The 25574-nt window shown below is 63.2% G+C and carries 28 protein-coding genes and 2 tRNA genes; 12 read left to right on the top strand and 18 right to left on the bottom strand.

Annotated features, from left to right (window positions below):
• Positions 1–13 precede the first annotated feature (13 nt).
• A complete protein-coding gene (locus ACI6S0_RS04990; protein WP_434405185.1) occupies positions 14–415 on the bottom strand; it encodes a M67 family metallopeptidase in 402 nt (133 codons plus the stop codon).
• A 17-nt stretch (positions 416–432) separates the two neighbouring features.
• Between ACI6S0_RS04990 and ACI6S0_RS04985 the strand changes: the two genes are divergently transcribed.
• Positions 433–1383 (top strand): RluA family pseudouridine synthase, encoded by a 951-nt coding sequence (locus ACI6S0_RS04985; RefSeq protein WP_434405184.1) that lies wholly within the window; start codon positions 433–435, stop codon positions 1381–1383.
• Between the two features lie 78 nt (positions 1384–1461).
• Complete coding sequence (gene rpoH, locus ACI6S0_RS04980; RefSeq protein ID WP_004207557.1) at positions 1462–2376, top strand: RNA polymerase sigma factor RpoH; 915 nt, start codon at positions 1462–1464, stop codon at positions 2374–2376.
• 57 nt (positions 2377–2433) lie between these two features.
• On the opposite strand, the gene ACI6S0_RS04975 is transcribed toward rpoH, so the two are convergent.
• Positions 2434–2919, bottom strand: coding sequence for a GNAT family N-acetyltransferase (locus tag ACI6S0_RS04975; protein WP_434405183.1), 486 nt, complete (start codon positions 2917–2919; stop codon positions 2434–2436).
• Positions 2916–3464, bottom strand: coding sequence for a TetR/AcrR family transcriptional regulator (locus tag ACI6S0_RS04970; protein ID WP_007704859.1), 549 nt, complete (start codon positions 3462–3464; stop codon positions 2916–2918). Before ACI6S0_RS04970 ends, ACI6S0_RS04975 begins: the two co-directional genes overlap by 4 nt.
• Positions 3465–3575: 111 nt before the next feature.
• On the opposite strand from ACI6S0_RS04970, the gene ACI6S0_RS04965 reads away from it, so the two are divergent.
• Together ACI6S0_RS04965 and mtgA are read left to right on the top strand one after the other, a co-directional pair.
• A complete protein-coding gene (locus ACI6S0_RS04965; protein WP_434405182.1) occupies positions 3576–4865 on the top strand; it encodes an MFS transporter in 1290 nt (429 codons plus the stop codon).
• A gap of 44 nt (positions 4866–4909) precedes the next feature.
• Entirely contained in the window at positions 4910–5623 is a 714-nt protein-coding gene (gene mtgA / locus ACI6S0_RS04960; RefSeq protein ID WP_125986769.1) for a monofunctional biosynthetic peptidoglycan transglycosylase, read from the top strand.
• A 120-nt stretch (positions 5624–5743) separates the two neighbouring features.
• Here mtgA and tnpC read toward each other — a convergent pair whose 3' ends face one another.
• The 6 genes from tnpC to clpP form a co-directional block, all read right to left on the bottom strand.
• On the bottom strand, positions 5744–7324 hold the full coding sequence (gene tnpC / locus ACI6S0_RS04955; RefSeq protein ID WP_434405180.1) for an IS66 family transposase: 1581 nt from the start codon (positions 7322–7324) through the stop codon (positions 5744–5746).
• A gap of 61 nt (positions 7325–7385) precedes the next feature.
• Positions 7386–7733, bottom strand: a complete 348-nt coding sequence (gene tnpB, locus ACI6S0_RS04950; RefSeq protein ID WP_009824048.1) for an IS66 family insertion sequence element accessory protein TnpB — start codon at positions 7731–7733, stop codon at positions 7386–7388.
• A complete protein-coding gene (gene tnpA / locus ACI6S0_RS04945) occupies positions 7730–8152 on the bottom strand; it encodes an IS66-like element accessory protein TnpA (RefSeq protein WP_434404615.1) in 423 nt (140 codons plus the stop codon). The genes tnpB and tnpA overlap by 4 nt, the downstream gene beginning before the upstream one ends.
• A gap of 199 nt (positions 8153–8351) precedes the next feature.
• Complete coding sequence (locus ACI6S0_RS04940) at positions 8352–10949, bottom strand: TonB-dependent receptor (RefSeq protein WP_037520024.1); 2598 nt, start codon at positions 10947–10949, stop codon at positions 8352–8354.
• Positions 10950–11314: 365 nt separating this feature from the next.
• Entirely contained in the window at positions 11315–12583 is a 1269-nt protein-coding gene (clpX, locus tag ACI6S0_RS04935) for an ATP-dependent Clp protease ATP-binding subunit ClpX (RefSeq protein ID WP_004207563.1), read from the bottom strand.
• Positions 12584–12716: 133 nt separating this feature from the next.
• On the bottom strand, positions 12717–13352 hold the full coding sequence (gene clpP / locus ACI6S0_RS04930) for an ATP-dependent Clp endopeptidase proteolytic subunit ClpP (RefSeq protein WP_004207564.1): 636 nt from the start codon (positions 13350–13352) through the stop codon (positions 12717–12719).
• A 131-nt stretch (positions 13353–13483) separates the two neighbouring features.
• Between clpP and ACI6S0_RS04925 the strand changes: the two genes are divergently transcribed.
• Positions 13484–14113 carry an HdeD family acid-resistance protein gene (locus tag ACI6S0_RS04925; RefSeq protein WP_010336052.1) on the top strand — a complete coding sequence of 210 codons (630 nt, stop codon included), beginning with the start codon at positions 13484–13486 and terminating at the stop codon, positions 14111–14113.
• On the opposite strand, the gene ACI6S0_RS04920 is transcribed toward ACI6S0_RS04925, so the two are convergent.
• From ACI6S0_RS04920 to ACI6S0_RS04905, 4 genes are all read right to left on the bottom strand, one after another.
• Entirely contained in the window at positions 14095–15066 is a 972-nt protein-coding gene (locus ACI6S0_RS04920; RefSeq protein ID WP_434405178.1) for a glycosyltransferase family 2 protein, read from the bottom strand. The two genes, ACI6S0_RS04925 and ACI6S0_RS04920, sit on opposite strands and share 19 nt — an antisense overlap.
• Before the next feature lie 42 nt (positions 15067–15108).
• Entirely contained in the window at positions 15109–16518 is a 1410-nt protein-coding gene (locus tag ACI6S0_RS04915; RefSeq protein ID WP_434405176.1) for a hypothetical protein, read from the bottom strand.
• Between the two features lie 256 nt (positions 16519–16774).
• Entirely contained in the window at positions 16775–18370 is a 1596-nt protein-coding gene (tig, locus tag ACI6S0_RS04910; protein ID WP_099233201.1) for a trigger factor, read from the bottom strand.
• 63 nt (positions 18371–18433) lie between these two features.
• Positions 18434–18518: transfer RNA gene (locus tag ACI6S0_RS04905), tRNA-Leu, on the bottom strand.
• Positions 18519–18637: 119 nt separating this feature from the next.
• On the opposite strand from ACI6S0_RS04905, the gene ACI6S0_RS04900 reads away from it, so the two are divergent.
• The 3 genes from ACI6S0_RS04900 (at position 18638) to ACI6S0_RS04890 (ending at position 20564) form a co-directional block, all read left to right on the top strand.
• Positions 18638–18838, top strand: a complete 201-nt coding sequence (locus ACI6S0_RS04900) for a hypothetical protein (RefSeq protein WP_004207569.1) — start codon at positions 18638–18640, stop codon at positions 18836–18838.
• A 171-nt stretch (positions 18839–19009) separates the two neighbouring features.
• Entirely contained in the window at positions 19010–19615 is a 606-nt protein-coding gene (locus ACI6S0_RS04895) for an RNA polymerase sigma factor (protein ID WP_004207570.1), read from the top strand.
• Positions 19584–20564, top strand: coding sequence for a FecR family protein (locus ACI6S0_RS04890; protein WP_037511612.1), 981 nt, complete (start codon positions 19584–19586; stop codon positions 20562–20564). The genes ACI6S0_RS04895 and ACI6S0_RS04890 overlap by 32 nt, the downstream gene beginning before the upstream one ends.
• Before the next feature lie 6 nt (positions 20565–20570).
• Here the strand turns inward: ACI6S0_RS04890 and ACI6S0_RS04885 are convergent, their stop codons facing one another.
• The 4 genes from ACI6S0_RS04885 to ACI6S0_RS04870 all read right to left on the bottom strand — a co-directional run bounded on the left by ACI6S0_RS04885 (position 20571) and on the right by ACI6S0_RS04870 (position 22666).
• The gene (locus ACI6S0_RS04885) at positions 20571–21269 is read right to left on the bottom strand and encodes an NAD-dependent deacylase (RefSeq protein ID WP_434405174.1); all 699 of its coding nucleotides are present in this window, start codon (positions 21267–21269) and stop codon (positions 20571–20573) included.
• Between the two features lie 16 nt (positions 21270–21285).
• Complete coding sequence (locus tag ACI6S0_RS04880; RefSeq protein ID WP_434405172.1) at positions 21286–21564, bottom strand: hypothetical protein; 279 nt, start codon at positions 21562–21564, stop codon at positions 21286–21288.
• Positions 21565–21659: 95 nt separating this feature from the next.
• Complete coding sequence (locus tag ACI6S0_RS04875; protein WP_004207574.1) at positions 21660–21959, bottom strand: polyhydroxyalkanoic acid system family protein; 300 nt, start codon at positions 21957–21959, stop codon at positions 21660–21662.
• Between the two features lie 23 nt (positions 21960–21982).
• Entirely contained in the window at positions 21983–22666 is a 684-nt protein-coding gene (locus ACI6S0_RS04870; RefSeq protein WP_434405170.1) for a fumarylacetoacetate hydrolase family protein, read from the bottom strand.
• A 178-nt stretch (positions 22667–22844) separates the two neighbouring features.
• On the opposite strand from ACI6S0_RS04870, the gene dapB reads away from it, so the two are divergent.
• The 4 genes from dapB to ACI6S0_RS04850 all read left to right on the top strand — a co-directional run bounded on the left by dapB (position 22845) and on the right by ACI6S0_RS04850 (position 24890).
• Positions 22845–23609 (top strand): 4-hydroxy-tetrahydrodipicolinate reductase, encoded by a 765-nt coding sequence (dapB, locus tag ACI6S0_RS04865; protein ID WP_434405168.1) that lies wholly within the window; start codon positions 22845–22847, stop codon positions 23607–23609.
• Positions 23610–23613: 4 nt separating this feature from the next.
• Positions 23614–24273 (top strand): endonuclease III, encoded by a 660-nt coding sequence (nth, locus tag ACI6S0_RS04860; protein ID WP_434405166.1) that lies wholly within the window; start codon positions 23614–23616, stop codon positions 24271–24273.
• Positions 24274–24351: 78 nt separating this feature from the next.
• Positions 24352–24738: a hypothetical protein gene (locus tag ACI6S0_RS04855; protein ID WP_434405165.1), complete on the top strand. Its 387-nt coding sequence runs from the start codon at positions 24352–24354 to the stop codon at positions 24736–24738.
• A gap of 75 nt (positions 24739–24813) precedes the next feature.
• Positions 24814–24890 (top strand) — tRNA-Arg (locus ACI6S0_RS04850).
• Between the two features lie 118 nt (positions 24891–25008).
• On the opposite strand, the gene ACI6S0_RS04845 is transcribed toward ACI6S0_RS04850, so the two are convergent.
• Entirely contained in the window at positions 25009–25548 is a 540-nt protein-coding gene (locus ACI6S0_RS04845; protein WP_434405164.1) for a methylated-DNA--[protein]-cysteine S-methyltransferase, read from the bottom strand.
• Between the last annotated feature and the right edge of the window lie 26 nt (positions 25549–25574).

The following is a 25574-nucleotide window of genomic DNA, read 5'->3' as shown; positions in this document are numbered from 1 at the left end:
CACCCCCTTTGCATCACCTTATATCGAGCAACGCCTCCACGAAGGCCACGCCCCCCTCCCCGTCCGGCCCGGCCACCCACGCCCGCACCGCTCCCCCGCCGACTATCAGCCACAAGGCGCCGTCGGGCGCAGCACAGGCGCGGTCCGTTTCCGACGGAATCGGCACGCCCGATGGGTGGGAATGATAATGGCCAAGCACCGCCGGCCCGCCCCGGCGCGCGGCGCGGTGCGCGGCCAGCAAGGTCGCCGGCGCCAGTTCGAAATGACGAGCCGGGTCCGGCGCGACATTGGCTGCTGGCAGGATCGCGTCGATGCGCGCGCCCTGCCCCAGCAACAGGCCACAGACCTCCCCCGGCTCGGCCGCAGCGAGGGCCATGATTTGTTCCAGCAGCACCCTTGAAATTTCGGCCTTCATTCCTACATCCCTAGGCAATGATTTCGGGGGTTTCCATCATTGAAACGACGATAGGCGAAGCCCAGGCGGGTTTGCGCCTCGATCGCGCACTGGCCGAATTGCTGCCCGACCTGTCGCGCGAGCGGATCAAGGCGTTGATCGTCGAGGGACAGATCGTCTCGGGCGGTCGATCGCTCAACCCGTCGATGAAGGTGGCGGCGGGGCAGGATTACAGCATCACCCTGCCCGCCCCCGTCGCGCTCGACGCCGTGGCGCAGGATATTCCGCTCGATATCGTGCATGAGGATGCCGACCTGATCGTGGTCGACAAGCCTGCGGGCCTGGTGGTCCACCCGGCGGCCGGCAATCTGGACGGCACGCTGGTCAATGCGCTGCTGCACCATTGCGATGGTCAGTTATCCGGCATTGGCGGCGTGGCGCGTCCCGGCATCGTTCATCGCATCGACAAGGATACTTCCGGCCTGTTGGTCGTTGCTAAGTCTGACAAGGCCCATGAGGGCCTCGCCCGACAGTTCAAGGATCACAGTATCGACCGGCTCTATGCCGCGATCGTCTATGGCATTCCCGCGCCGAGGTCCGGCACGGTCGATGCCTGGATCGGGCGGTCCGACGCTGATCGAAAGAAGATGGCGGTTCATCGGGAAGGGCGCGGCAAACATGCCGTCACCCATTACCGCGTGATGGAGCGCCTGCGCGGCGCGGCGATGGTGGAATGCCGGCTGGAAACCGGCCGCACCCATCAGGTTCGCGTGCATATGGCGCATCTGGGTCACCCCTTGATCGGTGACCCGGTTTACGGTAGAGACAGAAAAGGTTTCAAATCAATACTGGAAACGCTGGGTTTCAAAAGGCAGGCATTGCACGCGAAACGGCTGGGGTTCATACATCCTGTGACGGAGGAACCCTTGGCTTTCGACAGTCCCCTGCCTGCAGATATGCAGGAACTGTTAAGCGAGCTTCACGTATAGGTTCTGACAAGTTTGCGCGGCCAGCGGATGCCACTTTCGGGTTCGCCTGGCGCGCATGTAAAGGGAAGGAATTGTGACATGGCCAATCGGAGCAATGTCCCCGCGGTTCCGGCGCTGGGCGGTGAAGCCAGCCTCAACCGCTATCTGTCGGAAATTCGCAAGTTTCCGCTGCTGACCCCCGAGCAGGAATATATGCTCGCGAAGCGCTACGAGGAACATCAGGATCCCGAGGCGGCGGCCCAGCTCGTCACGTCTCACCTGCGTCTCGTGGCGAAGATCGCCATGGGCTATCGCGGCTATGGCCTGCCGGTCAGCGAACTGATCAGCGAAGGCAATATCGGCCTGATGCAGGGTGTGAAGAAGTTCGAGGCTGAACGTGGCTTCCGCCTGGCGACCTACGCAATGTGGTGGATCCGCGCGTCGATCCAGGAATTCATCCTGCGCAGCTGGAGCCTGGTCAAGATGGGCACCACCGCGTCGCAGAAGAAGCTGTTCTTCAACCTGCGCCGGATGAAGAACAATATCGAGGCGTTCGAGGATGGCGATCTGCGCCCCGAGGACGTGACCAAGATCGCGACCGATCTGGGTGTGTCGGAAGATGACGTGGTGTCGATGAACCGTCGCATGGCGATGGGCGGCGATACCTCGCTCAACGTTCCGATGCGCGAGGATGGCGACGGCCAGTGGCAGGATTGGCTGCAGGACACCGATCCGCTGCAGGACGAACGCGTCGCCGAGGAGCAGGAACGCACCCAGCGTCACGAGATGCTGGTCGAGGCAATGACCGACCTCAACGACCGTGAGAAGCATATCCTGGCCGAGCGTCGCCTGGCCGAGGAGCCCAAGACCCTTGAGGAACTGAGCCAGGTCTATGGCGTATCGCGCGAGCGCGTCCGCCAGATCGAGGTTCGCGCCTTCGAGAAGCTGCAGAAGGCGATGATGCGCATCGCCGGCGGCAAGCTGGAAAAGATGGCACGCTTCGCCGCCGCCTGATCCGGCGACATATGGAAAAGAAGAAGCCCCGGAGCAATCCGGGGCTTTTTTTTCGTCTTAGAGCATCCGCACCATCGAGACACTGTCCGCGCCATAGCTGTCGGCGACAACCGGCGCATCGACGAAACCCTGTCGGCGCCAGAAGGCGTCCGCGCCGTTCACGGCGGTCAGGGTGATGCGATCGAAGCCGGCGGCGCGGGCCTGTGCCACGGTCAGATCGACGGCGGCCGCAGCGGCGCCAGTGCCGCGCGCTTCGGGCAGTAGCGCCAAATCGTGGAGATAATAGCGGTCAGGCGCGTCCGGCAGCCTGCCCATCAACTGATCCAGCGCTGGCGGCCGGTCCCCGGCCCAGGGATGGGTGACGAGATAGCCGAGCGCCTGCCCGTCCCGCTCCAGCAGGAAGCAACCCGCCGGATAGAGGCGCAGCCGTTCGGCATAGATGGCAGGCTTCTCCGTATAGGCGCCATGGACCCGATCGGAAATGGCCGCCACTGCGTCCACGTCCCCCTGCCCCATCGGTCGCCATTGGGCGCTGCCGCTCATGCTTCAACACCCAGGGCGCGGCGATTGGCCGCCAGCAATTCCTCCGACAGCGCCGGATCGTCCACCGCGCGGGCCAGCACCATCGTGCCGACCAGTTGCGCCATTCGCGCCAGCGCCGCATCACGATCAGCAATGCCGGCATTTTGCAGCGCGGCGGTCAGATCCTCGAACCCTTCGCGAAAGGCGGCGGCGAGCGGCCCGCCCTTACGCGCGGCATCGGGGCCAAGCGCGATCAGCGCGCAGCCGGTTTCGGGCGCGTCGCGATTTCGGGCGCTCAGATAATCGGCGGTGATGGCATCCGGCCCATCCTCGGCCGACAGGCGACGCCACTTGGCCGCGCCGCGCGCGAGCGACGTGGCACAGGCTTCGGCCGCCAGCGCCTCCTTCGATTCGAACTGGTTGTAGAAACCGCCATGGGTAAGACCGCATTCGCGCATCACCTCGCCAATGCCGACGCCCTCGACACCGCGGGCGCGGAACAGGCGGGATGCGGCATCCACCACCTTCTCGCGATTGCGTTCGGCCTGTTCACGGCTGACTTTCATGATCCTGCATCTCCAGTTGGCCTCTTGACCTTATATATGATACCCATCATTTAACGCCAGTCCGTTTTCCGGCTCACGAAGCAGTTCAGGGGCCAGTCCAAGGGGAAGTCGATGCTGTCCACCATGTTCGCCCGCCGCCTGGCCGCGCGCAATGTCCATTATGGCTGGGCCGTCGCGGGCACGACCTTCCTCACCATGCTGGTGGTGGCCGGCGCGGTCGGCGCGCCGGGCGTGTTCATCGTGCCGCTGCAGAAGGAATTTGGCTGGAGCGCAGCGGATATTTCCGGCGCGCTGGCGATCCGTTTCCTGCTGTTCGGGGGCATGGGGCCTTTTGCCGCCGCTTTCATGAACCGCTTCGGCGTGCGGCGCATGATGCTGATTTCACTGTCGATCGTCATTGGCGGCCTGCTGCTGTCGCTTGGCATGACGCAATTGTGGCAGCTCGTCCTTCTCTGGGGCGTGGTGATCGGCGTCGGCACCGGCCTCACCGCCATGGTGCTGGGCGCGACGGTCGCCACCCGCTGGTTCAGCGAGCGGCGCGGACTGGTGATGGGGCTGCTGTCGGCCAGCACCGCGACCGGCCAGCTCGCCTTCCTGCCGCTGCTGGCCAGCATGACCGGCAGCTATGGCTGGCGCACGGCGATGCTGCTGGTGTGCGGCGCGATCCTGGTCGCGGCCGTCGCGGTCATGCTGTTGATGCGCGACCGGCCTTCGGACCTGAACCTTGCCCCCTATGGCGAACAGGCGATCCAGCCCGTTCCTGCCCAGCCGGCCAGCCTGGGCGCGCTGCTGGCGACGCCGCTGATCGTGCTGCGCGACGTGGCAAAAGTGCCGACCTTCTGGATCCTCTTCTTCTCCTTCTACATCTGCGGCGCCAGCACCAACGGCCTGGTCCAGACCCATTTCATCTCGCTGTGCGGCGATTATGGGCTGGCGGCAGTGGGCGCGGCGTCGATGCTGGCCATGATGGGGCTGTTCGACTTTGCCGGCACGCTGGCATCGGGCTGGCTCAGCGACCGCTATGACAATCGCTGGCTGCTCTTCTTCTATTATGGGCTGCGCGGCCTGTCCCTCCTCTACCTGCCGTTCAGCGATTTCTCGATCTACAGCCTGTCGCTGTTCGCCATATTCTATGGCCTCGACTGGGTGGCGACGGTGCCGCCAACGGTGAAGCTGACGGCGCAGCGCTTCGGCCCCGAAAAGGCGAATATCGTGTTCGGCTGGATCTTTGCCGGGCATCAGCTGGGCGCGGCGAGCGCCGCGCTGGCCGGCGGCCTGTCGCGCACCGCCTGGCAAAGCTATATGCCCGCCTTCATCGCGGCGGGCGTGCTGTGCCTGATCGGTGCGGCGCTGGTGCTGCTGATCAATCGGGGCCGCACGCCGAGCCTGGCGACCGCCTGAAGGAATCGATGACGACGGCGCGCAGGGGCGCTAGTTTGCTGCCCATGAAAAAAGCCAAAGCCGCGCCCAAGCCTGCCTCCACCCAGAAACGTCGTTCCCGCTGGATCAGCATCCCCCTCAAGGTCGCCATCGGCTTTGTCGGCCTGTCGGTGGGCACCGTGGTCATCTATCGCTTCGTGCCGCCGCCGGTGACGATCACTATGCTGCTCGACCCCAATGGCATCACCAAGGAATGGAAGCGCCTGGACGCGATCGATCCGGACATGCCGCGCGCGGCGATCGCGGCGGAGGATAGCCGCTTCTGCAGCCATCATGGCTTCGACGCGGTCGCGATTGCCCAGGCGATGCGCCACAATGCCAGCGGCGGGCGCATTCGCGGCGGCTCCACGATCAGCCAGCAGACAGCGAAGAATGTCTTCCTGTGGCAGGGTGGCGGTTTCGTCCGCAAGGGCTTCGAGGCCTGGTTCACCGTGCTGATCGAGGCGATCTGGGGCAAGCGACGGATCATGGAAGTCTATCTGAACGTCGCGGAGACCGGCATCGGCACCTATGGCGTGCAGGCCGGGTCAATCCGCTATTTCGGCCATGGCGCGGGCAAGCTGAGCCGGGCGGAGGCGGCGCGGCTGGCGGCGGTATTGCCGCTGCCCAAGAAGCGCGAGGCGATCGACCCGCATGGCTTCACCCGCCGCTATGGCAACAGCATCTCCGCCCGCATCCCGGTGGTGCAGCGCGACGGGCTGGACGACTGCCTGAACTGAGGCAGCGGCCGGGCGCCCGAAAATAGGAAATCGGGCGCCTAACTTCCCATATTTCCCGCACATTTCGACATTTTATTGCGCGGTCCTGATCCTATCGTAAGCGTGGCCTGAGCACCGCAATTAAGCGGCTTGGGCGACGTCTTGCTGGGTTGGCTGCCAGTTCCACGGCATGAGTTCGTCCCAGCGAGTAGCGGGCCAGTCGCCAGCGATTTTCTCGATGACATCGGCGATGTAGGCCTGCGGTTCGATGCCGTTGAGTTTGGCAGTCTCGATGACGGAATAGATGGCGGCAGCCCGTTCGCCGCCAGCCTTCGATCCGGCAAAGATCCAGTTCTTGCGGCCGATCGCCACGGGGCGGATCGCGCGCTCGGCGATGTTGTTGTCGATCTCGGCAACGCCCTCGTCGATGTAGCGGGTGAGCGCATCCCACCGCTTGCGGCCATAGCTGAGCGCCTTGGCCATGTTGGACTTGGGTGACAGGCGGCGCAGCGCATCGTCGATGATCGAGCGTAACTCGTTCACCTGAGGCCTGCTTCTGCCCTGCCGATGCCGGCGGCGCTGGTCGGGCGGCTGCCCGCGTATCTCTTCCTCGATCCGGTAGAGAGCGGCGATCCGGTCCAGCAGGTTGTTCGTCAATGGCGTCGGGCTGGTGGCATGGTTCTCGAATATCTTGCGCCGGAAATGCGCCCAGCAGGCGACCTCCCGAATGCGGTTGCCCCTGTAGAGCTTGTCGAAGCCTGCATAGGCATCAGCCTGTAGCAGCCCGGTAAAGTCCTTGAGCTCGCCTTGCGGGTGGACGCCGCTGCGGTCAGGGGTGAAGCGATACCACGCCAGCACGGGCGTGGATGCGCCAGCGGCACGATCATCGACGACATAGGCCCAGAGCCTTGCCTGCACCGTCTTGCCCCGCCTGACACAGTCAGGCTGCCCATTGATTCTGCGCGCATCCGCGCGCGGGCCGGGCATCAGCATCGGCACGGGCGTGTCATCGACATGGATCTTGTCGGTCTTGATCCCTTCTTCCCGGATGCGACTGACGATCGGGTCAAGCAGATGTGCGGCCTGTGCTGCCCAGCCTGCCAGCGTCGATCGGTCGATATCGAGGCCCTGTGCCGCCATCATCTCGGCCTGGCGATAGAGGGGGAGATGATGATCGAACTTGGCGACGACGACATGGGCGAGTGTGGCGAAGCTGGCCTTGCCCCGGGCAATCGCCTTTACGGGCGCCGGGGCTTGCACGATCTGCTCGCAGGATCGGCAGCTATATTTAGGACGGACGGTGCGGATGACGCGCCATTGCACCGGCGCGACATCGAGCATCTCGTCGCTGTCCTGCCCGAGCGGACGCAGGGCGCCTCCGCAGGAAGGACAGGTGCAGGTGCCTGCTTCCGGCTCGATCTGGCGTTCGGCCCGCGGCAGATGGGCCGGCAAGGCGCGGATCGGCGCCGGTCGCTCCCTCTGATCCGCCTGGACCTTGCGGATATCGGCAAGCTCAGCTTCGCCTTCCAACTCCTCAAGGGTGAGTTCGAGCTGTTCGATCTGGAGGGACAGCTTCTCCGAAGACTGGCCAAAGGTGAGCCGCCGGAGCTGGGCCAGTTGGAAACGCAAGGTATCGATCAGCGTGTCGCGGGCCGCCAGAGCTGCCTCCAGCTCGGCGATGCGGGCGTCCTTATCGACGGGGGAAGAGCTTCGATCCGACACCTCGGAATAGTATCAAAGCGGCACCATCGATGCCAGATAAACCCACAGGAATCCGCACTTTTTAGCCCGCCAGCAGCGGCGCGGCTGTCCGTTCCGGGCGTCGCCAGTCTATGCCTTCAAGCAGCATGGAAAGCTGCGCCGAGGTCAGGCCGACCTTGCCCGTCTTCGTCACTGGCCAGACGAACCGGCCACGGTCCATCCGCTTGGAAAACAGGCATAGGCCCTGGCCATCATACCAGAGCAGCTTCACCAGATCGCCACGCTTGCCCCGGAAGGCAAATAGCGCCCCAGAATGCGGGCTCTGCTCCAGCACCTGCTGGGCCAGCACTGCCAGACCGTCAAAGCCCTTGCGCATGTCGGTGGCGCCACAGGCCAGATAGATCCGGGTGGAAGGTGGCAGTGGGATCATCGCGTGAGAACGGCAATGACCCGTGCCAGGGCCTCGGCATCGACACCGGCGTCCACGGTCAGCTTCACGCCCGAGGGCAGTTCGATCCCGATATGACCGCCGGGCGCCGGTAACGCTCGAACCGGGGCTGAGAGCTCGACCGCCGCGAAAGTGGGCAATGCCGCTGGCCTGGCACCGCCAAGCTCACCCGACATCGCCTGCCGCCGCCAGGTATAGATCGACCCGCTGCCGATCGCGTGCCGCTTGCAGGCATCGCCAACCGAACCCTCGGGGCCGAAGGCATCGCGCAGGATCGCCAGCTTCTGCTCTACTGTCCAGCGGCGCCGACCCGCAACGACCTCGATCCGACTGCTCATACGATCGCTCGTATGAGCACTCATATGACTGCTCGCTGGCCCACCTTCGATCTCGTTATCCATCGCCGCTCCCTATCCGAGTGGCAATCAGCCCTTCATCCCCCAACAGCGCAAGGCGGCCTCCGCGCCACGCTTACATCCTATCGGAAAGCGCGCACTAACCTAGTCCCAAGCATAATCGAGCGGCGTCGAATAGGACATGAAAAAGGGAGGCGCGGATCGCTCCGCACCTCCCTTCCTTTTTTGCCTGTCGGCGCTAGGCTTAGAAGCTGACGTGCAGCGAACCCGAAATCGCGCGCGGCGAACCGATCTGGACGAAGCCCGGATTGGCGTAGGTGCCGGTCGACGAACCCGTCAGGTTCACAGTCTGGTTCAGGTTGCCGCCGAAACCGCCGACATAGAATTTGTCGAACAAGTTGCTGACGTTCAGCTGGAACCAGGTGCCCGGGGCGCCGAAGTGCTCCAGCGAGAAGCGAGCATCAAGATCCACCAGCGTATAAGCCGGAGCCGCAGCACCATAGATCTGCACCGGGGTCAGTGCAGCCGTAGTGTTGCGATAGGTCGGCAGGTTGGTGTCATAAACATAACGCTTGCCGGTACGCTTGGCCTGGATACCCAGCGTCACACCTTCGAAGTTCACTTCACCACGGGTACCGAGCGTATAGACCGGGGCACCCGATTCACGCTTGCCAGCGGTTGCCGCGTAGACCGGATCACCCGCAGCCAGACAGCCAGCAACCAGCGACACATTGCTCGGGCAGACGCCGACCTGGATATCATCCTTGATCTTCGACTTCAGGTAGGAACCGAAGGCGTAGATGGTGAAATACTGAACCGGCGTGTAGCTGATGCTGCCGTCGATGCCGTATTTCTCGACCTTGCCAAGGTTCCGATAAACGGCCGCGTTCAGCTCTGGATCATAGGACGAAGCCAGACGGTTTTCGTAGTTGGTGTACCACAGCGAAGCCTGAGCCTGGAACTTGCTGGTGGTGTAACGTGCACCGAGGTCGAAGCTGTCGGTCGTTTCAGGCGACGGGTTCGCACCGTCCGAACCGCGAGCGAAGTAGAAGGCATTGTAGAGAGAGTCGGTGCCGGGCACCGAAAGACCCTTGCTATAGCTCCAGAACACGCTGGCTTCCGGCGTAATCTTGAAGTTCAAGCCGACGCTCGGCAGCAGCTTGTCATACTTGTAGGTACGCTTCTGCGGTGCAGCCCACGCCGGGTTCAGCGTGCCGATGTTGCTCGGAATGTCGGCGCCGGTGCCGAAGCACTCGACAAAGCCCGAAGCGCTGCTCGTGAAGCAGTTGTTCTGCAGCTTGCGCTTGAAGAAGGGCGCGCGCAGACCAGCCTGAACGGTCAGGCTTTCATCCAGGAATTCGCCCAGATATTCGGCCGAAAACTGGTTCAGGATCGCGTAGGACAGGCGATCGCGCTTCTGGAGCACATTGCCATTCACGTCCAGCTGCGGATTATCGACCGGGAAATAGGCCTTACCGATACCGGAGGGAGCGATGAGCCCGACTTCACCAGTCTGGCGATGGCGGCCATGATCGAAGGTATAAGCTACTCGAACGCGATGATGCTCGTTGATGTCATAACGCAGCGAACTGATGACCGCGAAACGATCGGTCGTGGTCTGGCTGGGTGCCAGGACATTGACCTGGTCGAGGATGTCACCGTCGCCATTGAGATCGCGACCGAAATAGGGGCTACCGCCGAAATAGCCGACCATATTCTGGACGTTGGCAGCACCCGAAGCCGGATTGATGTCGTAATAACCTTCGCGAGCGGTCGCGGTACCGCCGCCGTTGGCCTTCACATACTGGTAGCTCGGGTCAACCGTCAGAACCAGACCATCGGCCAGGGTAAAGCGCGAGTTGATACGGATGTTCCCGGTGTTCGACGGGTTATAGCGATAGTCGAACAGGGTACCACACGAACCGGCCGCATCGGCGACACCGGCATTGGCGGCCGGCGCGGTGCAGGAGACGGTATAGAAACGCTCATCCTTGGTGATCGGGAAGCGGTTCGACGAGGCCGAGCCAGCAACGCGGCCCTGGTCGGTATCGGTACGCAGCGGCAGCGAACCGAAGAAGTTGTTGCGGTTGGCGTTCCAGTGACCGGCGATCGACACGAAGTCGCCATTGCTACCGATCGGCTGATAGATCTTGCCGTTGTACTGCTGCTTGTCGATCTTACCGAGATTGTTGAACGGCACGTCGTTGCGCGTGGTCGAAGCCGAGAACCAGGCCTTGGTACCGAAAGGCGTGAACACGCCGGTTTCGACCAGGCCGAACAGCCGGAACATGTTGTATTCGCCAGCGGCGCCGACCATCGTCACCTTGAAATCGTCCGAACCGTTGATCGAACGATAGTTCACGGTGCCGCCCGAAGCTGCGGCAGTCGGGCTGTCGACGTCGGTCGAGCCGAGGTTGACGTTCACTTCCTCGATAAGTTCGGGGTCAAGCTGCTGGTTGGAATAGATGGCATAGTTGCCCGTGTCGTTCAGCGGCATGCCGTCAAAGGTCAGCGAAACGCGATCCGGACCGAAACCACGGATGTTTAGCGTACCACCAGCCGAACCATAGGGATCGTTGTTCTGGAAGCTGACGCCGGGGATCAGGTTGATCGCATTCAGGATCGTGTTACCCGATCCCTGCTTCGAAATGATCTCCTGGGTCAGGACGCCCTTAGCCTTGGTCGTGTCGGGCAGAACGATACCGGCGATACCATCCTTGATCTTGGCACCGGTGACGACGATCGAATCTTCGAAATCCTGCGAACCGGTCGACTGCGCGAAAGCGACAGCCGGGGCAGCGACGGCGAGAATCGCGGCGCTGCACTTGAGAAACTGCTTCATTGACCCTTGTCCCTTTTCAAGAGTGCGCCCCACGGCGCCATAACCATTTTGCTCTTCGAGCCGGCGCCGCATCTGGCGGCCACTGGCGACGCCCCTGTGATGCTATGATTGCAATTATGTTACAATGCAGGTGCGGGACTGTCACAATTAGACGGACGTCCTGGCAAGGCACTGAAAAACAGCCCGAAACATCAAACTATCACATTGATTTTATTGCATAATGTGTCGAAATTTTACGCCACACCAACAGTGGTGCAATTATGCAACGGCGCAGGAAATTTTGTGCAGTGCGAAAGACTTGCACGAAAAAGGGGCCGGTGGATGGTCCACCGGCCCCTTTTGTTCCAGCCTGAACAGCGAATGAACTAGGCGGCGTCTTCCGCGCGCTTGTCCTTCTCGCTGAACACGCGAATCGGTTCCTTGGTCCCGGCGACGACATCCTTGTCGACCACCACTTCGCCAACGCCCTCCATCGAGGGCAGGTCGAACATGGTATCGAGCAGGATCGCTTCCAGGATCGAACGCAGGCCGCGCGCGCCTGTCTTACGCTCGATCGCCTTCTTCGCGATCGCGGTCAGCGCGTCGTCGGTGAAGCTCAGTTCGACATTCTCCATGTCGAACAGCTTGCCATATTGCTTGACCAGCGCGTTCTTGGGCTCGACCAGGATCTTGACCAGTGCGGTCACGTCCAGATCCTCCAGCGTCGCGATCACCGGCAGACGGCCGACGAATTCGGGGATCAGGCCGAATTTCAGCAGATCTTCCGGCTCGCTCTGACGCAGCAGTTCGCCGGTCTTGCGCTCTTCGGGCGCGGCGACATGGGCGCCGAAGCCGATCGACTTGGCTTCCAGACGGTCGCCGATGATCTTTTCCAGGCCCGCGAACGCGCCGCCGCAGATGAACAGGATGTTGGTCGTGTCGACCTGCAGGAATTCCTGCTGCGGATGCTTGCGACCACCCTGCGGCGGAACCGAGGCGGTCGTGCCTTCCATCAGCTTGAGCAACGCCTGCTGCACGCCCTCACCCGACACGTCGCGCGTGATCGACGGGTTTTCGGCCTTGCGGCTGATCTTGTCGATCTCGTCGATATAGACGATGCCGCGCTGCGCCTTCTCGACATTATAGTCGGACGCCTGGAGCAGCTTGAGGATGATGTTCTCCACGTCCTCGCCGACATAGCCGGCTTCGGTCAGCGTGGTGGCATCCGCCATGGTGAAGGGCACGTCGAAGGTCTTGGCCAGCGTCTGCGCCAGCAGCGTCTTGCCACAACCGGTCGGGCCGACGAGCAGGATGTTCGACTTGGCCAGTTCCACCTCGCCCGGCTTGGAGCCGTGGTTGAGGCGCTTGTAATGATTGTGGACCGCAACCGACAGGACGCGCTTGGCGCGCTTCTGACCGATCACATAATCGTCGAGCACATCGCAGATTTCCTGCGGGGTCGGCACGCCGCCATCCTTCTTGCCGACGAGACCGCCCTTGGTCTCCTCGCGAATGATGTCGTTGCACAGTTCCACGCATTCATCGCAGATGAAGACGGTCGGCCCCGCGATCAGCTTGCGCACCTCGTGCTGCGACTTGCCGCAGAAGGAGCAGTAAAGCGTGCTTTTTGAATCGGAGCCCGTAAGCTTAGTCATTCGCCAATCTTTCCTCCCCGCCGTCGGCACCATGCCGGATCTGGCCGGGGATATTCTGGTCCAAAGGCCATCCTAGACCGGGGCACGGCGGTTTCACAAGAGGTGATGTACCGCGCCCCGGTAAAGATCGCCTTTAGGCTTCTGCGGATTCCGCAGCGGCCGGGCGGCGATCGAACACTTCGTCGACCAGACCGAACGCCTTGGCTTCGTCAGCCTCCAGGAAGGTGTCGCGGTCCATCGCCCGTTCCACCGCTTCCAGCGACTGGCCGGTATATTTCACGTAGAGATCGTTGAGGCGGCGGCGAATCCGAAGGATTTCCTTGGCCTGGATCTCGATATCGGACGCCATGCCCTGGGCGCCGCCCGACGGCTGGTGGACCATGATGCGGGCGTTGCTGAGCGCGATGCGCTTGCCCGGCTCGCCAGCGGCCAGCAGGAAGCTGCCCATCGAAGCGGCCTGGCCGATGCAGACGGTGCCGACCTGGGGACGGATATATTTCATCGTGTCGTGGATCGCCATGCCCGCCGTGACGACGCCGCCCGGCGAGTTGATGTACATCCAGATGTCCTTCTTCGGATTTTCCGATTCGAGGAACAGAAGCTGGGCGACGATCAGCGAGGCCATATGGTCCTCGACCTGGCCGGTCACGAAGATGATCCGCTCGCGCAGAAGACGCGAGTAAATATCGAAGCTGCGCTCGCCACGGTTCGATTGCTCGATGACGATGGGAACCAGCGCGGCCATGGGATCATGCATGATGTTGGTCATTGTGCTCTTTCAGTCAGGTGCTTTTGCCCGACCCCCTACATCGGCACAAAACCCGACTGGTTCAAGGGGGAACCATGTGTCACCCCTACCGTTCCACAATCGTTTCAAATCGCGACAGGGGGAACAAGCCGATGGTTTCCGACGTGCATTCCGATATTCCGCCCCATGACGGTCGGGCCGGACCGGGGCTGATCGCCGCCTTCTCCTTCGGTTGGAAGGCGCTGGCGCTGCGTGGCGTAGTCTCGATCATCCTGGGCATCATCGCCCTGGCCTACCCGTTCAGCGCGCTGTTCGCGCTGACGCTGATCTTCGCGGTCTATGCCTTGGTCGACGGCATATTCTCGGCGATCAGCGCCTTTCGCCGGATGGGCCATGGCCGCCATTGGGGCGCGATGCTGCTGCGCGGGCTGCTGGGCATTGCCGTCGGCATCATCTTCATCGTCACCCCGATCGCGATGACGATCACCTATGCGCTGCTGACCGTGTTCCTGATCGCTGGCTGGGCGATCATCGCCGGCGGGCTCGAAATCATCGCCGCGATCCGGCTGCGCAAGGAGATAGAGGGCGAATGGCTGCTGGCGCTGAGCGGCCTGCTTTCGCTGCTGCTGGGGCTGTTCGTCCTCTACCTGGCCCTTGCCAACCCGCATGTGTCGGTGGCGATGCTGGGCTGGGGCATCGGCTTCTATGCGCTGGTGACCGGCGTCACCCTGCTGATCCTGGCGATGCGGCTGCGTCGCCGGGTTCAGTCCTTCAAGGCGTAGTCGCTGGGCGCGCGGAAGGCGAGATAGGCGAGCCGCCGCACTTCGCGGCGGCCACGCACCACCGTGTCGAGGATGAGGCCGCACATGCCGCTCAGGGTCGCCAGGATCATGAGGCCGGTGACCAGGATCGCGGTCGGGAAGCGGGGCACCAGCCCGGTCTGGGCATAGGTGACGATCAGCGGCACGGCCAGACCGAGCGCGAGCGCTGCGAGGAAGGCCGCGATGATGCCGAAGAAGAGGATCGGCCGTTCGATGCGATAAAGGGTGATGATCGTGCGCAGTATCCGCCAGCCGTCGCGATAGGTGGACAGCTTGCTGACCGATCCTTCAGGGCGCGCGCCATAGGCGGTCATCACTTCGGACACCGGCATCGCCAGTTCGAGCGCATGGACGCTGATCTCGGTCTCGATCTCGAAGCCGGCGGACAGCACCGGGAAGCTTTTGACGAAACGGCGGGAAAAGACGCGATAGCCCGACAGGATATCGGTGAAGCTGCGGCCGAACAGCTGCTTCAACAGGCTGGTGAGCGCCCAGTTGCCGAAGCGATGGCCACGCCGATAGGCTGCCTCCACCTGATCGCGGCGACAGCCCACCACCATGTCGAGATTATCCTGCAGCATGGCGGCGATCATCTGCGGCGCGGCGGCCGCTTCATAGGTCGCGTCGCCATCGGCCATGATGTAGATGTCGGCATCGACATCGGCGAACATGCGGCGCACGACATGGCCCTTGCCCTGTTGCGCCACGCGGCGAACGATCGCGCCCGCACCGGCCGCCAGTTCGCGGCTGCCATCGCTGCTGTTATTGTCGAAGACATAGATTTCGGCATGGGGCAGCGCGCGGCGGAAATCCTCCACCGTCTGCACGATCGCCCCGGCCTCATTATAGCAGGGCAGGATAACGGCGACGCGGGGGTGGCCCACGCCAAGGTTCGAAAGATTGTCCATATCCATAAATTGCCCCAACCTATGCTGACCAAATATGGCCGTCGCCCGTCAGACCGGCGGCGGCAACATGTATCGCGCAACGACGGTCAGCGCCAATATGGCTGCCGGCACACCCACCGTTGCAACCGCCAATGCCGAATGTCGCCGCATCATGGCCCTTATCGTCGCATCGGACAATGCGAGCGGCAGGGCCAGACAAACCGCCAATGTCGTAAAGAAGAAATAGCGCTGATCGGTCGCCACCCCGACAAGCAGGAAGGTGCCTGTATATATCAAGGCAAGCCATATCAATATCGCGCAGACACGCAGCAGCGCATCGCGCGAGACGTACAGCGCGGCGATGATCCAGGGCAGCAGCACCAGCGCGATCGCGACCATCATCACGGGCGAGGTCAGCGGCGAATAGCGGACATGGTCCAGCAGCCGGTTCTTGAACGATCCGCCGCGGTTGCCGGCGGTGTTCAGCTTGCGCACGGCTTCGGTATGATGGAGCGGCACCCAGAAATAGAGGGTCGAATTATAATGGGTCAGGCGATGTTGCAGATAGGCCAGCGGATGATGCCGGATCGCGCCAGTCCAGCGTGACGACAGCGATGCGCGCCCGCCATCCCGGATCGCCTGCTCGACATTCTTGAGCACATGGCAGTTCCAGTGGGCATAGGCCAGCGTGTCCCACATGATCGGGCTGTAGCAGCGATGGACATCCTGAGTCAGCGCCTGCGCGCCGGGCAGATCGGCCAGGACATCATCCCCGCCCCGCACCATGATGCCGGCGATGTCGAATATCTGCAGCGACCGGATCGCCCCGGCATCCGATGCACCAAGGATGCGATGATTGACGATATTGCTGGCCGGGACCAGCAACACTCCGCCGACCGCGGACAGCGCCAGCATCAGCACCGGCCGTGCCATCAGCGCCGGCCGGCCGGCAAAGACCAGCATCGGCGCAACCAGGAACACGGCATTGCTGCGGACCAGCGCCGCCATGACGACGATCAGCAGCGCCAGCGCCCAGCACAGCGTCCGGGCCGGCCGCGCGGCGACAAGCCCTTCCTGCACCGCCCCGATGATCGCCACGGCCAGCAGCAACATCACCGCCATCATGATGTCCTTGGCGATGTTGACGCTCATCATCAGCAGCATCGGCTGGGCCGCGAGGAAGATCGTGCAATAGGCGCAGAGCCACCGGCCGCGCCGCGCCGGCAGGCTGGCCAGCAGCGCAACGCCGCAGCCGTAGAAAATGGTGTCGAAGGCGAAGATCGGCCCGGTGCCCGCGCCGAACAGGGTCAGCCCTTCCCAGATCCGCGCCATCAGCGGCGGATGCCAATCGTTGAACTGGCCAGTGACGATCTGATGATATTGGCTGTTGCTGTCGCTGTTCGGCTCACCGGGAAAGCGCAGCAGGAAGAAGGCGAGGAACAGGAGCAGGCAGACGCCCACCAGGAGCCACCTGTTCATCAGCAACTGCCCAAGACCCCGACCAGAACCGCCCTTGACGACTTGCATAAGCCCTCCGCGATCAGTTCATCGCCTGATCCCTAGTTTCGGGCCTTCATCAGAATATATTGCAGCGCAAAAATAAAGATCAGGAAAAGCGCGTATGATCCCGGCGTTCGCGCCGAGGGCTGATCGCCAATCACCCGCGCGCCCATGCAAAACGCCCGCCCTTCCCTGCCGGGAAGAACGGGCGTTCCGATTTGCTGGCTGGAAAGGCTTATTCAGCCTTGGCAGCGGCCTTCTTGGCGGGAGCCTTCTTCGCCTTGGGCTTTTCCTCGGCGGCAGCTTCCTCAGCCGGGGCGTCGTCCTTCTTGGCGGCAGCCTTCTTGGCCGGAGCCTTCTTGGCGGGTGCTTCCTCGGCTACGGCTTCGGCCTCGGCGGGCTCGGCCTTCTTCTTGGCAGCGGCCTTCTTCGCCTTGGGCTTGTCGTCATGATCGTGGTCATGGCCGCAGCCCGGACCGTGGACATGGGGCTTCAGATCGCCATCTTCGGCTTCGATCGCGGCTTCCAGTTCCTCACGGCTGACAGCGCGGTCGCTGACTTCCGCCTTTTCGAAGAGGAAGTCGACGACCTTGTCCTCATAGAGGGGCGCGCGCAGCTGGGCGGCGGCCATCGGATCCTGGCGGACATACTGCACGAAACGCTCACGATCCTGCGGGCTGTACTGCTGGGCAGCCTGCATGATGAGACGGTTCATTTCATTGTCCGAAACGACGACATTGTTGGCCTGGCCGATTTCCGACAGCAGCAGGCCCAGACGCACGCGGCGCACGGCGATGCCGCGATAATCTTCCTTCTCGGCTTCCATTTCGGCCAGAGCCGCTTCCGGATCGGCTTCATGGCTGGCTTCATGCTGAAGCTGCTGCCAGATCTGGTTGAATTCGGCTTCCACCATGCTCGGCGGAACGTCGAAGTCGTGCGAAGCGGCGAGCTGGTCGAGCAGCTTGCGCTTCATGTAGGTGCGGGTCAGGCCGTTATGCTCCTGCTCGATCTGGCCCTTGAGCAGATCCTTGAGCTGGTCGAGACCTTCCAGGCCCAGCGACTTGGCGAAATCGTCATCGAGCTTGGGCTTGTCGGCGTTCAGCACCGACTGCACGGTCACGTCGAAGGTCGCGGCCTTGCCGGCGAGGTGCGCGGCGCCATAATCTTCGGGGAAGGTGACTTCGATGGTCTTTTCTTCGCCCTTCTTCACGCCGCCGAGCTGCTCTTCGAAGCCGGGGATGAACTGGCCCGAACCGATCTTCAGCTTCACGCCTTCGGCCGAACCGCCTTCGAACGCTTCACCGTCGACCTTGCCGACGAAGTCGATGACCAGCGTGTCGCCGTCCTTCGCCTTGTGGCTGGCGGCATATTCTTCAAGCGCGCCCTGCTGGGTCGCGATGCGGCCGGCCTGTTCCTCGACCTGCGCGTCGCTGACTTCGGCAGTCAGGCGCTCCAGCTTCAGACCGTCGATGCTCGGGGCTTCGATCACGGGCAGAACTTCCAGTTCCACCTTGACCTGCGCGTCCTTGCCGAACTCGAAGCTTTCGTCCAGCTCGACCGAAGGCTGCATCGCGGGACGCAGCTTCTGGTCGGCGATCAGCTTCTGAACGCTTTCCTGGATGGAATTGTTGAGCGCGTCACGCTGCAGGCTTTCACCATGCATCTTCTTGACGAGGTTCGCCGGCACCTTGCCGGGGCGGAAGCCGGGCATGCGCACCTGCGGCGCAATCGCCAGCACTTCCTTCTCAACGCGGGCGTCGATATCCTTCGACGTGATGGTCACGGTGTAGGCGCGCTTCAGGCCCTCGTTCAACGTCTCGACAGTCTGCATCTCTTCTCTCAAACGCTTTCTTAGCTGAATCTCGTTGGCGCCGGATCAAGCCAAGCCTGACACTGGTGCGGGCGAAGGGACTCGAACCCCCACATCTTGCGATACCAGAACCTAAATCTGGCGCGTCTACCAGTTTCGCCACGCCCGCATCGGTCGCCGGTCGGCGCGGCATAGAGAAAAGCATTGGCGAGAGCAAGGGATATGGATGCATTGATGGAACCGGCATCCTTGCCCGGACGTAGCTTCTTCTTTGCAGGAGAGCATAGCATGGCCACCCAGCCCGATCCAGCGCCCGACACCCTGCCCCCGCCCGACCGGATCGAACCGCAGTCGCCGCCCGAAACGCCGCCCCCCGCGACTCCGGACGAGACTCCGATCAACGAGCCGCCCGAAATCATCCCCGGCGAACCCGACTATGACCAGCCCGACAGCGCGCCGGACGAGGTTCCGCCTGACATAATTTCGTAACCACGCAACAAAAGAAGGCCCCTGAAAACTTTTTTGCAACAGGGTGGAACTTTTTATGGCGGATTACGGAATATGCGTAATCACGTGCTGGACACCCCCCGGAATCCATGATTGAAATGTGACAACAAAAAGAAATTCAGGAGAGGCGCGCTGACATAAAAGGGGGTCGACGTGCATAGGGTTCGCGCCAAGCTAGAGTGGTTCAAGACCGTGATTTTGCCGCAGGAAGCTGCCCTGAGGGGCCGCCTGCGTCGCATTTTGCCCTCCACCCACGAGTTGGAGGACATGGTCGCCGAAGTTCTTGCCCGTGCCTATGCCACGGAGAACTGGGAAAATGTCACCACCGGGCGCGCCTATCTCTTCACCATCGCCCGCAACCTCGTCATCGACACCGCCCGCCGCAACAAGGTGGTGAGCTTCGAGACGATCGCCGATCTGGAATTGCTGGGCGGCGAAAACACCATCGAGGCACAGCTTCACGCCCGCGAGGCGCTCCGCCAGGTCGAGGCCATCGTCGATTCGCTGCCCACCCAGTGCCGCCGCGTCTTCATTCTTCGCCGTATCCACGAAAAATCGATGCTGGAAATAGCGGAGGAAATGTCTCTGTCCGTTTCTACTGTTGAAAAACATCTGGCCAAAGCGATCGGCATAGTTATGCGGGCCTGGGCAGAACGTGAGGAAACGGATTTCGAACGTGCAGGCGTCGGGACCAGGTTCAAACAGCGGGGACAGGGACGCGATCGCGTTGGAAGCCGCGCGCCTGCTGGCCAGGCTTAACAGCGACCCTACTCCCCAGGACGAAGACGAGATATGTGCGTGGATCGAGGCCGATCCGCGCCATGGTGTGGCCTTTGCCCGCGCCGAAGCCGCCTGGGACGCGGCCGAGCGGCTGAAGAGCGCCGCCGCCGAAGTCAATCTGCCCCCGCTCGAAGCGATCGTCAGCGAGGAACAGCAGCGCCGCCTGTCGCGCAACATCATGATCGCCGCCGGCATCGCCATCGCCTTCTTCATCGTCGCCGCGATCGTCACCATCCGCACCTTCAGCGGCGTCGACCGCTATGAGACGGCGGTCGGCCAAATCCGCGACGTCGCACTGGCCGACGGCTCCATCCTGCACCTCAACAGCAACAGCGAGGCGGAAGTCCGCTTCACCGACATCGGTCGCAAGGTGCGCGTGCTGAAGGGCGAAGCCTCCTTCGACGTGGCCCATGACAAGGGCCGCCCGTTCGACGTGGAGGTGCGATCCGCCCAGATCCGCGCCGTCGGCACCGCTTTCAACGTCCGCATGCGCCCGTCGGTGGTGGAACTGACGGTCACGCAGGGCACGGTGACGGTCCATTCGGGCAATAGCGGGCTGGAAAAGGTCAGCGCCGGCAGCGGCGCCGTGATCCAGTCGCGCAGCATCGACCTCACCCATCTCAGCCCCAAGCTGATCGACCAGCGCACCGCCTGGCGCGACCAGATGGTCGAGCTGGACGGGGAAACGATCGAGCAGGCGGCCAGCGAGTTCAACCGCTATCGCCGCGCGCCGATCCTGATCGGTGACGCGCGCGTCTCCTCGCTGCGCGTCGGCGGGCGCTTCCGCGTCAGCGACAGCAAGGAATTCCTCTCCGCCCTGCAACTGAGCCTGCCGATCCGCGCGGTGAATGGCGAGGATGGATCGGTGATGCTGCTTTATCGCGATGAACCCGATGGCGCCGACATAATGGCGGCGCCCAGCGAATAAGGCCGGTCAGCCGAGCAGGTCGCGGACCAGCGCGGGCACAAGTTCGCTTGCCGGGCCAAGCCGGCTTTCCTCGAAATAGCTGCTGCCCGCAGACGGATCGAGATTTAGCTCCAGCGTGCGGGCACCATAATGACGCGCCATCTGAACGAAGCCGGCGGCCGGATAGACCGCGCCCGACGTGCCGATCGACACGAACAGGTCGGCCTGTGCCAGCGCTTCCTCGATCCGCTCCATATCATAGGGCATTTCGCCGAAGAAGACGATGTCGGGCCGCAGGCTGGGCGCGCCGCAACCGGCGCAGGCGCTGCCGGGCGGCAGCGGATCGGCCCAGGCCACCGCCTTGCCGCAGGCGGCACAGAGGGCGGACTTCAATTCCCCATGCATGTGGAGCAGCCGGGTCGCCCCTGCCCGCTCATGCAGGTCATCGACATTCTGGGTGACGATCAGCAGATCGCCCGGCCAGGCGCTATCGAGCGCAGCCAATGCCTCATGCGCGGGATTGGGCACCACCTCCGCCAGCTTCGCCCGCCGCTCGTCATAGAAGCGATGCACCAGCGCCGGATTGCGCGCCAGCGCTTCGGGGGTGCAGACATCCTCCACCCGATGCCCCTCCCACAAGCCATCCGGCCCGCGAAAGGTGGCAAGCCCGCTCTCGGCCGAAATACCCGCGCCGGTGAGGATGACGATGTTGCGGATGTCGGTCATGCGACGTTCGCCCCCTTCATTTGTTGCGCCGGATGAACTGGCTGGCAAACCGGACATTATAGGCGTGCATCTCGCGTTCTGGAGTGATCACCAGTTCGGTGACATTGGCGCGCTGAAAATCATCCTCACGCTCCTCATCATCGACCTTCAGGCTGACCGTCACCACATCGTCATCCGTGGCGACAAGCTTATAGTCATAGGACACGATGCGGCCGAAGCAGGCGACCTCACCACCGTCTACCGACAGTTCGACCGTCGGATCGTCCGCATCGATCCAGAGCCCCTGCATTTCCATCGGAAGGGCTACATCCCGGCCTGAGCGATCCATCCTTACCTCTTTTCCTGTTCGGGACGGCCGCTCAACCTCGCTGCAAGGGCCGCGCCATTGTCTTACGCCTTGGTCAGCATCTTCTGGGCGCTGGTCTTGATGAAGTCGGAGATCGGCCCGGACATCATCTTGAGGAACATCGGGATCGACACGGTGCCGCGCACCTTGTCCTCCTCGATCAGCAGCTTGACCGGGATGGTCTGGGCCATGGCCGAGATTTCCATGTCCAGCGCATAGTCGGACGGCCATGTGGCGGTCATGGTGCCACCGCCGGGGATATGCTGTTCCAGCTTGGGCAGGCCCTGTTCGACCCGGCGCTTCGCCTCGTCCCGGCCGAGGTCATGGGGAATGTCGATATCCATCCTGTTTGTCCTTGTTCTGATGGTCAGTTCTGAAAGGCGATGTCGAGCGGCGGCAGGCCGGCGATGGTCGCCTGCACCGCCTGGCCGGGCGCGATCGGACCGACGCCGGCAGGCGTGCCGGTGAAGATCAGGTCGCCGGGCGCCAGTTCCACATAGGTGGAGAGATTGGCGATGATTTCGGGGACCGACCAGATCATGTCGGCCAGGTCGCCCGACTGGCGCGGGTCGCCATCGATGCTGAGCGCGATGGCGCCGCTGGCCGGCGGCGTACCGGGGCGGATCGGGCCGATCGGCGCGGAGCGATCAAAGCCCTTGGCCATGTCCCAGGGACGCCCCGACTTCTTCGCGACCGCCTGCATGTCGCGGCGGGTGAGGTCGATGCCGACCGCCCAGCCATAGATCAGCGCCAGCGCATCCTCGACCGCGACATCCGTGCCGCCCGCGCCGAGCGCGACCACCAGTTCGACCTCATGATGCAGATCCTGCGTGCGGGAGGGGAAAGGCAGCGATGCGCCATTCTCGACCACGGCATCGGCCGGCTTGGTAAAGAAGAAGGGCGGCGCACGATCGGGATCGCCGCCCATTTCGCGCGCATGTTCGGCATAATTCTGCCCGACGCAGAAGATGCGACGGACGGGAAAGCGATCGGCGCTGCCGTCGATCGGCAGGGTCGGAACGGAGAGTCGGGGAAGATCGAGCATGGCCATCTCTTAGAGCCAGTTCGAAAAATCGCGAAAGAGCGATTTTTCGGTACGGTACCGGCTTTCTCAAACGAACGCCTAGCCATGGTCGGTCCCCTTTCCCAAGAAATTCATGGTGCCGGATGACAAAGGGCCGCCGCTCTGGCATCGCGCGCTCACTTATCTTCAAGGAACGGATCAGGGCATGACCAGCATCGGGATTTTCGGCGCCGCCGGGCGCATGGGCCGCGCCATCGCGCAGGCCGCGGCGGAGGCGGGACTGACCGTGGCGGGCGGCACCGATCGCGCCGGCAGCGGCGAACTGGCCCCCGGCATCGCCATCACCAGCGATCCGCTGGCATTGGCACAGGCGGCCGATGTGCTGATCGACTTTTCCGTGCCAGCCGCGCTTTCCGCCAATCTCGACGCCTGCATCGCCGCAAACAAGCCGATCCTGATCGGCACGACCGGACTGGAGGGCGAGCATCATGCGCTGATCGATCAGGCGGCCGCCCGCATCCCGGTGCTGCAGACCGGCAATACCTCGCTCGGCGTCAACCTGCTCGCCGCGCTGGTGGAGAAGGCCGCCGCCAGCCTGGGCGACGATTGGGACATCGAGATCGTCGAAATGCATCACCGCCACAAGGTGGATGCGCCGTCGGGCACCGCGCTGCTGCTGGGCGAAGCGGCGGCGAAGGGGCGCGGCATCGCGCTGGCCGATCATAGCGAGCGCGGCCGCGACGGCATTACCGGCGCGCGGGCGAAGGGCGCGATCGGCTTTGCCGCGCTGCGCGGCGGATCGGTCGCCGGCGACCATCAGCTGATCCTGGCGACCGAGGGCGAGCGGATCGAGCTCGGCCACCGCGCCGAAAACCGCACCATCTTCGCGCGCGGCGCGATCAAGGGCGCCTGCTGGCTCGCCGGCCAGCCGGTCGGCCGATACGACATGAAGGGCGTATTGGGGCTCTGATGCCATGAACAAGGGGCAGATCTTCGACTTTTTCAGCCGCCTGGCAGAGGCCAATCCCGCGCCGGTGACGGAGCTGGAATATGGCAATGCCTATCAGCTGCTGGTCGCGGTCACCCTGTCGGCGCAGGCCACCGATGTCGGCGTCAACAAGGCGACCCGCGCCCTGTTCCGCGAGGTCGAGACGCCGCAGCAGATGGTCGACCTGGGCGAGGAAGGGCTTAAAACACACATCAAGACGATCGGCCTGTTCAACACCAAGGCGAAGAATGTGATCGCCCTGTCCGAGATATTGGTGCGCGATTTCGGCGGGGAGGTGCCGCAGGATCGCGACACGCTGACCACCCTGCCCGGCGTCGGCCGCAAGACCGCCAATGTCGTGCTCAACACCGCCTTCGGGCAGGAAACCTTCGCGGTCGACACCCATATCTTCCGCGTCGGCAACCGCACTGGCCTGGCGCCGGGCAAGACGGTGCTGGCGGTCGAGGACAAGCTGGAAAAGCGCGTGCCCCAGCCCTTCCGCCGCGACGCCCATCACTGGCTGATCCTGCATGGCCGCTATGTCTGCAAGGCGCGCAAGCCCGAATGCTGGCGCTGCATCGTGTCGGACCTGTGCCGCTTCAAGCCCAAGACGCCGGAACCCGGCAGCGTCGCGAAAGCCGCCTGATTGCGCCCGACGGCGGTGCTAGGATCGGTACGGAAATCAGCTCCGCGAATCGTCTTGTCAGCACGAAGGAGAGAGACAATGTCCATCCGCCCCATTCTCACCGCCGGCCTGCTGCTGGCCTGCGGCCTGACGCCTGCTTTCGCCAAGACCAAGGACAAGCCGGATCCCTATGTGCCCAGCGGCGATCCGGTCGACTGTATTTCGATCAGCCAGATTCGGTCGAGCAACGTGCGCGACGATCGCACCATCGATTTCGAGGTGAGCGGCAAGAAGATCTACCGCAACAGCCTGCCCAACAGCTGCCCCAGCCTGGGCTTCGAGCGACGCTTTTCCTATCGCACCAGCATCTCCCAGCTCTGTTCGGTCGACATCATCACCGTGCTGTTCAATGCCGGCCCCGGCCTGCAACCGGGTGCCAGCTGTGGCCTGGGCAAATTCCAGCCGATGGTGAAGGCTCCGAAATAAGTTTCGGGAACAGGTGATTTTGTGGCTGGCGCGGTTCGAAGCCCTTTGCTAAGCGCCCCTTCTGACCAGCGTCATGCACCCATAGCTCAGCTGGATAGAGCGTTGCCCTCCGAAGGCAAAGGCCAGTGGTTCGAATCCACTTGGGTGCACCAAACCGCCGCATAGATCGGCTGGCTGACGCGCAGTTTCCTATTTTAGCGTTACGGAACGCTGGCGCCGATTGGTCGATTTCTGAGCCGTGATGCGAACAACGCATGATGACGAGGCGGCCTAAACCGATCTCGCGCCGGCATCGGCAAGCGGCATTGGCGCGAACGAAAAAAGATCGTCCCCGCCCTTCTCCAGATCGAGCAGATATTTCTTGGTTTCGACGCCGCCGGCAAAGCCGGTGAGCGCGCCGTTGCTGCCGACCACCCGGTGGCATGGCGCGATGATCGAGATCGGGTTGCGGCCATTGGCAGCGCCGACGGCACGGGTCGCGGTCGGGCGACCGATGGCGCGGGCGATGTCGGCATAGCTGCGCGTCTCGCCGTACGGTATGTCGAGCAGCGCGGCCCAGACCTGGCGCTGGAAATCCGTGCCCTGGAAATGCAGCGGGACGCAGAAACGCTGCCGCTGTCCGGTGAAATATTCCGATAGCTGGGAAGCCGTGTCGCGCAGCACCGGATGGTCGGCCGCTTCGGACCGGGCGCCCAGGCGGACGCGGGCGGGATCATCGTCGGGCCACAGGACCGCCATCAATCCTTCGTCACTCGCGACCAGCGTCAGGTCGCCCACCGGCGAGGGCATCGTCATACAGGCCAGGGTCATCGTCATCCTCCATGCGTCACCGCTGG

This window comes from Sphingobium sp. DN12, from assembly GCF_051058005.1.
Taxonomy (GTDB): Bacteria; Pseudomonadota; Alphaproteobacteria; order Sphingomonadales; family Sphingomonadaceae; genus Sphingobium; species Sphingobium yanoikuyae.
This window is presented reverse-complemented; position numbering and strand designations above follow the sequence as displayed.

Coding starts and splice junctions, on each gene's coding strand:
- clpP (WP_004207564.1), bottom strand. CDS start 13,352: ATGACCAACATCATGCATGATCCCATGGCCGCGCTGGTTCCCATCGTC.
- ACI6S0_RS04920 (WP_434405178.1), bottom strand. CDS start 15,066: ATGGATATGGACAATCTTTCGAACCTTGGCGTGGGCCACCCCCGCGTC.
- tig (WP_099233201.1), bottom strand. CDS start 18,370: ATGCAGACTGTCGAGACGTTGAACGAGGGCCTGAAGCGCGCCTACACC.
- mtgA (WP_125986769.1), top strand. CDS start 4,910: ATGAAAAAAGCCAAAGCCGCGCCCAAGCCTGCCTCCACCCAGAAACGT.
- ACI6S0_RS04900 (WP_004207569.1), top strand. CDS start 18,638: ATGGCCACCCAGCCCGATCCAGCGCCCGACACCCTGCCCCCGCCCGAC.
- ACI6S0_RS04970 (WP_007704859.1), bottom strand. CDS start 3,464: ATGAAAGTCAGCCGTGAACAGGCCGAACGCAATCGCGAGAAGGTGGTG.
- ACI6S0_RS04885 (WP_434405174.1), bottom strand. CDS start 21,269: ATGACCGACATCCGCAACATCGTCATCCTCACCGGCGCGGGTATTTCG.
- ACI6S0_RS04845 (WP_434405164.1), bottom strand. CDS start 25,548: ATGACCCTGGCCTGTATGACGATGCCCTCGCCGGTGGGCGACCTGACG.
- ACI6S0_RS04855 (WP_434405165.1), top strand. CDS start 24,352: ATGTCCATCCGCCCCATTCTCACCGCCGGCCTGCTGCTGGCCTGCGGC.
- ACI6S0_RS04880 (WP_434405172.1), bottom strand. CDS start 21,564: ATGGAAATGCAGGGGCTCTGGATCGATGCGGACGATCCGACGGTCGAA.
- tnpA (WP_434404615.1), bottom strand. CDS start 8,152: ATGGATAACGAGATCGAAGGTGGGCCAGCGAGCAGTCATATGAGTGCT.
- ACI6S0_RS04915 (WP_434405176.1), bottom strand. CDS start 16,518: ATGAACAGGTGGCTCCTGGTGGGCGTCTGCCTGCTCCTGTTCCTCGCC.
- ACI6S0_RS04870 (WP_434405170.1), bottom strand. CDS start 22,666: ATGGCCATGCTCGATCTTCCCCGACTCTCCGTTCCGACCCTGCCGATC.
- ACI6S0_RS04925 (WP_010336052.1), top strand. CDS start 13,484: ATGGTTTCCGACGTGCATTCCGATATTCCGCCCCATGACGGTCGGGCC.
- dapB (WP_434405168.1), top strand. CDS start 22,845: ATGACCAGCATCGGGATTTTCGGCGCCGCCGGGCGCATGGGCCGCGCC.
- ACI6S0_RS04975 (WP_434405183.1), bottom strand. CDS start 2,919: ATGAGCGGCAGCGCCCAATGGCGACCGATGGGGCAGGGGGACGTGGAC.
- nth (WP_434405166.1), top strand. CDS start 23,614: ATGAACAAGGGGCAGATCTTCGACTTTTTCAGCCGCCTGGCAGAGGCC.
- tnpB (WP_009824048.1), bottom strand. CDS start 7,733: ATGATCCCACTGCCACCTTCCACCCGGATCTATCTGGCCTGTGGCGCC.
- rpoH (WP_004207557.1), top strand. CDS start 1,462: ATGGCCAATCGGAGCAATGTCCCCGCGGTTCCGGCGCTGGGCGGTGAA.
- ACI6S0_RS04940 (WP_037520024.1), bottom strand. CDS start 10,949: ATGAAGCAGTTTCTCAAGTGCAGCGCCGCGATTCTCGCCGTCGCTGCC.
- ACI6S0_RS04875 (WP_004207574.1), bottom strand. CDS start 21,959: ATGGATATCGACATTCCCCATGACCTCGGCCGGGACGAGGCGAAGCGC.
- ACI6S0_RS04990 (WP_434405185.1), bottom strand. CDS start 415: ATGAAGGCCGAAATTTCAAGGGTGCTGCTGGAACAAATCATGGCCCTC.
- ACI6S0_RS04965 (WP_434405182.1), top strand. CDS start 3,576: ATGCTGTCCACCATGTTCGCCCGCCGCCTGGCCGCGCGCAATGTCCAT.
- clpX (WP_004207563.1), bottom strand. CDS start 12,583: ATGACTAAGCTTACGGGCTCCGATTCAAAAAGCACGCTTTACTGCTCC.
- ACI6S0_RS04985 (WP_434405184.1), top strand. CDS start 433: ATGATTTCGGGGGTTTCCATCATTGAAACGACGATAGGCGAAGCCCAG.